General features: G+C 57.2%; 3 protein-coding genes and 1 pseudogene. All 4 read right to left on the reverse strand.

Annotated elements, in window-relative coordinates:
* Nucleotides 1-78 precede the first annotated feature (78 nt).
* A pseudogene (locus ABS761_RS16660) lies at nucleotides 79-1,635 on the reverse strand (efflux RND transporter permease subunit); the annotation flags it as partial.
* Nucleotides 1,632-3,164, reverse strand: a complete 1,533-nt coding sequence (locus ABS761_RS16665) for an efflux RND transporter periplasmic adaptor subunit (protein ID WP_350409516.1) — start codon at nucleotides 3,162-3,164, stop codon at nucleotides 1,632-1,634. The pseudogene ABS761_RS16660 and the gene ABS761_RS16665, both read right to left, overlap by 4 nt.
* A gap of 2 nt (nucleotides 3,165-3,166) precedes the next feature.
* Entirely contained in the window at nucleotides 3,167-4,468 is a 1,302-nt protein-coding gene (locus ABS761_RS16670) for a TolC family protein (RefSeq protein WP_350409517.1), read from the reverse strand.
* 75 nt (nucleotides 4,469-4,543) lie between these two features.
* On the reverse strand, nucleotides 4,544-5,059 hold a 516-nt coding region (locus tag ABS761_RS16675; RefSeq protein ID WP_350409518.1), incomplete at its 5' end, for a hypothetical protein.

Consider the following 5,059-nt stretch of genomic DNA (forward strand, 5'->3'; position numbering starts at 1 on the left):
TGGGGTCTTCGTCTTGCGAGGCATAATCACTCCTTGAGTGCATGTTATGCCTTAAACACGAAATTAATGACAGGCCCGGCGATTGATGGGGTTGGACATTTCATGGGGGATACGGCCGCGAATGAAGTAACCCATGAGCACGGGCACGAGCGTGACCGAGATCCCCGCTGCAGCCGCAATCGAGTAAGTCTTCGTGAAGGCCAGGGGCGCGAACATTTTCCCCTCTTGCCCTTCGAGCGAAAACACAGGGATAAACGACAGCGCAATAATGAGGAGAGAGAAGAAGAGCGCAGGCCCGACCTCCGCAGTGGAGGTTGCAATCAGCTCCCAGCGTTGGGCCGTCGTAATCGGCACACCGGGATGCTGTTCCTCGTACGCCTCCAGGTGTTTGTGCGCGTTTTCTATCATTACGATGGCGGCATCGATCATCGCGCCGATAGCAATCGCAATTCCGCTGAGCGACATGATGTTTGCGTTAATGCCTTGGTAGCGCATCACAATGAACGCGGCCAATATTCCCAGCGGCAGCGATAAAATTGCCACTAGGGCGCTGCGTAGATGAAATAGAAATAAGGCGCAAACCAGTCCGACGATGATGAATTCCTCGATGAGCTTATGCGTCAGGTTGTTCACCGCCCGTTTGATCAGCTGCGAGCGGTCATACGTCGTGACGACCTCAACACCAGGGGGCAAGGACTTCTTTAGATCGGCAAGCTTGGCTTTCACGGCATTGATGGTGGTCAGGGCGTTTTTCCCGGAGCGCATCACAATGACGCCGCCCGCGACTTCACCTTCGCCATTGAGTTCAGCGATGCCACGACGCATTTCCGGTCCAATCTGAATGCGCGCCACATCGCCCAATAAGACTGGCGTTCCTGTGTCGTTTGTGCGGAGCACCACATTTCTGAAGTCCTCCAGAGAGCGCAGATACCCGGAGGAGCGCACCATATATTCGGACTCTGCCAGCTCGACCACCGAGCCGCCCGATTCCTGGTTAGCCTTACCCAGCGCCTCACCGACTGACGCCAGGGTGATTCCGTAGGCACGCAGCTTATCGGGATCCACGATCACCTGATACTGACGCACCATGCCGCCGATCGAGGCGACTTCGGAGACATCCGGCACTGCCTTGAGCTCGAATTTAAGGAACCAGTCGTTAAGCGCCCTGAGTTGCCCCAGATCGTGCGCCCCAGTGCGATCGACCAGTGCGTATTCGTAGATCCAACCTACGCCTGTGGCATCGGGTCCGAGCGAAACGGTGGCCCCTTGAGGAAGTCGGCTCTGCACTTGATTCAGGTACTCCAACACCCGAGACCGAGCCCAATACTGATCTGTGTTGTCATCGAACAGCACATACACGAACGCGTCACCAAACGAGGAGTACGCGCGGATGGTTTTGGCACCGGGCACGCCGAGTAGGGTGGTGGTGAGCGGATAGGTCACCTGGTCCTCGACCACCTGCGGGGCTCTACCAGGATAGGATGCCTTGATGATGACTTGGGTGTCGGAGAGATCCGGCAATGCATCGACCGGGGTATTCAGGAGGGAAAAAACGCCCCATGCGACGATCACGAGCGTCGCCAAGAGCACCAGGAAGCGATTGTGGATAGACCAATGGATGAGGCGCGCAATCATTGTGTGCCTCCCGCGATTGGTTCAACCTGAGTCAGTTGGTATCCATCACTTGCTTGCTTAAAGATGAAGTGAACGGTCTGGCCAACCTCGATATTAGGGAATGCGGCCGCAGAAGGCTTACCGAACGTCATGGTCATTGCAGGCCAGCTCAGGGCAGGAACCGGCTGGTGTGAAAACGTGATGCCAGAGGCTGTGACGTGCTCGACTTTGCCGGTTGTCTCGTAGACTGGTGCAGGCGTAGCGGACGACGAGGCGGCGGAACTGCCCGCGCTGCTCATGGCGGAGTTGTCCGCCAGTTTGGGAAGGACGGACTTCAGGTTCGCTTCCGAGTCGATCAGAAATTGGCCGGATGCCACAACCTGTTGTCCTTCACTTAGTCCGCTTAGGATCTCGGTGTTGTTGCCCAGATCTTCGCCAATCTTGACTTCGACAGGTTGTAGACGACCGTCGGTGTTTTTAACGATCACGATGGACCGCTTCCCGGTTGTAATCACGGCTTCGGAGGGGACGATCAGGCGCGGGGTGGCGATCGCCGCACTGATGTGAGCGCGCATCAGCATGCCCGGCGTCATCCCGAAGTCGTCATTGTCGATTTCGAGGCGGGCCTGGAGCGTGCGACTGGTGCTGCTGATTCCTGGCAGGATCTCGCGGATGTGTCCTGTGAAATGCTGTGTGGAGTCTCCCGCGAATACGGCGTTCACGCTCATACCTTGGTGCACCTCAAGAGCCATTGACTCCGGTATTTCGACCACGAGCCAAAGTTTGCTCAAGCCAGCGACCTTGGCCAGCGTTTGTCCCGGTGACACCATCGCACCGTTACGCACGTTGAGCTCGGCGATGACGCCTGCCTGCGGCGCGCGTAAGGTCATGTGGCTTTGCGCTTTGCCGGTTCGATCAATCGCATTGAGGATGTCCTGCGGGATGGACATTGCCCGCATACGTGCACGCGAGGCTGAGAGCATGCCTCGATCAGCATGGCTTTGCTTTAACGCTAGGTATTCTTCCTGCGGTGCGAGCCAGTCTGGTACGAACAAGGAAGCAATCGGGGCACCTTTGGCGACTTGCTGCATCGGTGCATTCGCGTACAGCTTATCGATATAGCCCGTCACACGAGACTGGACCACGACTGCGCGGGACTCATCGAACTGTGTTGTGCCCACCGCATCGAAACCGTTCTTGGTTTGGCGCTGCTGGGCGGTCGCATAACGAATGCCGAGATTCTGCTGGAGCGTTGGATCGACCTTAATGCCGGTGACACCGCCTTCGTCCGCATAGACGGGTTGCAGCGCCATATCCATGAAGGGCGATTTTCCCGGCTTATCGAAATGTTGGCTCGGGACCATCGGATCGTGCCAGTACAGGACTCTTCGATCCGATTTGCTGTCTGCTTGATCACTCGCGGTAGAGGCCATAGCAGAATCGAGGGGAGTGCTGAGGGTATGGCGAGACCCAAATATATAGCCGACACCAAGCAGTGCAGTGATGACAACGAGCGCAAATAAGGGGCGCGCCAAGTGAGTTTGTCGCATGTTTATTCCTTTTGGCCGAGCGGATTGCTATTAGGGACGATCTGGTATTCAAGCTGGGCCCAGACCTGGGCCACATCGCGTTCGAGATCCACAACCTGGAGTTGGGCCTCCAGTTGCGTGCGCTTGGCGTTGAATACGCTGGCTAGCGATCCTGAGCCCGATTTGTAGGCGGCTGTCGCGAGTCGGACTTGCTGGGCGACTGCGGGCAACAGCGTGCTGTTCAGGCTGGCGATTCGTTCGCGCCCATTGGCGAGCGAGGTAGACAGATTTTGGATATTGGCGTGAACTTGACGCTGGGTTTCTCGCAGCATTAAACGTGCCTTGTTGCCAAGGGCCGCTTTTTCAGCGACATCTTGATCCTGTCTATTCGCCCGAGAAATGGGCAGCGGGATGCTCACGCCAACGGAAACCATGTTCGAGTACTGGCTTCCCCGCTGCTGGTAGGTCACGCCCCAAGTCCAGTTCGGCGTTCGATTGCTGCTGGCTACCGATGTGTCGGCGTCCGCTACGTAAATATCACGCTCAGCCGCGAGGAGCTCGGGTTGAACCTGGTTCAGTTCCTCCTGCGTAAGCGTGGCCACGTGGGATTCCAATGGTGGTATGTCACCTGCGATCGTAGTCACCGGGGCGGCTACCCATCGACTGAGCGTAATCAGCGCTGAACGTGACGCCTGCTGTGCCTTCAGCAGCTGGTCTTTGACCTGGGAGCGCATGATTTGTGCTTGCGTCACATCGTCTGCGCTCGCGCTGAGTCCGCGATAGGAGGCGCGGGTCGCTGCAAGCTCATGGGTCATGTGCTCGATCAAGGCATTGGAGAGCGCAAGGGCTCGCTGTGCATACGCCGCGTCAAGCCACGCGATTGCTGTCTGCTGGCGCGTGTTGGCGAGCTGTACCAGAGTGGCCGCCTGATCCTTGTCGACAATGCGATTTGCTAGATTTGAGCGGCGTTCACGTTTGCCAGAAGAAACCCATTCCTGCTCGATGCCAACGTAGCGTGCGGTCATGAAATCTTGTGTGAGCGAGTAGCGATCTGGACCGTTGATAGGCAGGTTATCGATCCCGGCCTTGAGCATAGGATCGGGCAATTGATCGGCTTTGACGGCGGCGTGGGTGCTGGCAAGTACAGAGGACTGGCTAGCCTGTATGGCTGCCGAGCGATTGGTGGCCTGGTAGAGGGCAGTGTCGAGCGTCAGGCCGCCGTTTTGGCCGTAGGCGGTTGTGCTGGCAAGCGCCAGTAGTGCGCACAGAACACGAGTGCGCGTCACGGCGCGCTGCGATACGAGCGCGCGTAGTGGTTCGAGCATAATTAACTCCGAATAGGCGAACGAAAACAAGGCACGGTGGTCACCGTGGCCTTGGCAACGAAAATCGGAGTTAGATCAAATGCGCAGTCGAAGCGTCAGGAGAAAGAGTGGGTCATCGCCACCGCCTGAAGCTGACGTAGAGTCAAAGGCGGCTGGCTGCCAAACTTGTAGCGCAAGGGGAAGCGGAAGGGGATAGGCAAAGAAAAGAACAGGCTCGGACGCCAAGGGTTGTGCTACGGCATTCGTGGCTTGTTTTTCGTCTGAGAAGTGCTGTGCGCACAGCGAAGGCTGTGCTTCGTCGATCATCTTTGAGTGATCGGCCGGCTGAGTGCAGTCGGCGCCATTCATCTGAGATGCTGAGGTCTCAGCCTGTAGTTGAGGCAGGGGGCAAGCGTAGCCTGCCAGCACCACACGCGAGAATAGTAGCGTTGTGATGAGCAACACTAGGGAAGGTCTGATCAAGCCGATTTCAGAATCCGCTTTTCCAGCCCAATCGACTCGGTTTTCATAATGCGGGGGTGTCAGGAATTCCGTGTTCAAGGCGAGTTGAACATCAGGCGACAGGCCTGACGAATCGCTCTTCATAGAGCA

It is taken from the genome of Castellaniella sp. GW247-6E4, from assembly GCF_040276065.1.
Taxonomy (GTDB): Bacteria; Pseudomonadota; Gammaproteobacteria; order Burkholderiales; family Burkholderiaceae_B; genus Castellaniella.

Excerpts from the sequence above, each read along its gene's own strand:
- ABS761_RS16665 (WP_350409516.1), bottom strand. The coding sequence starts at position 3,164 with ATGCGACAAACTCACTTGGCGCGCCCCTTATTTGCGCTCGTTGTCATC.
- ABS761_RS16670 (WP_350409517.1), bottom strand. The coding sequence starts at position 4,468 with ATGCTCGAACCACTACGCGCGCTCGTATCGCAGCGCGCCGTGACGCGC.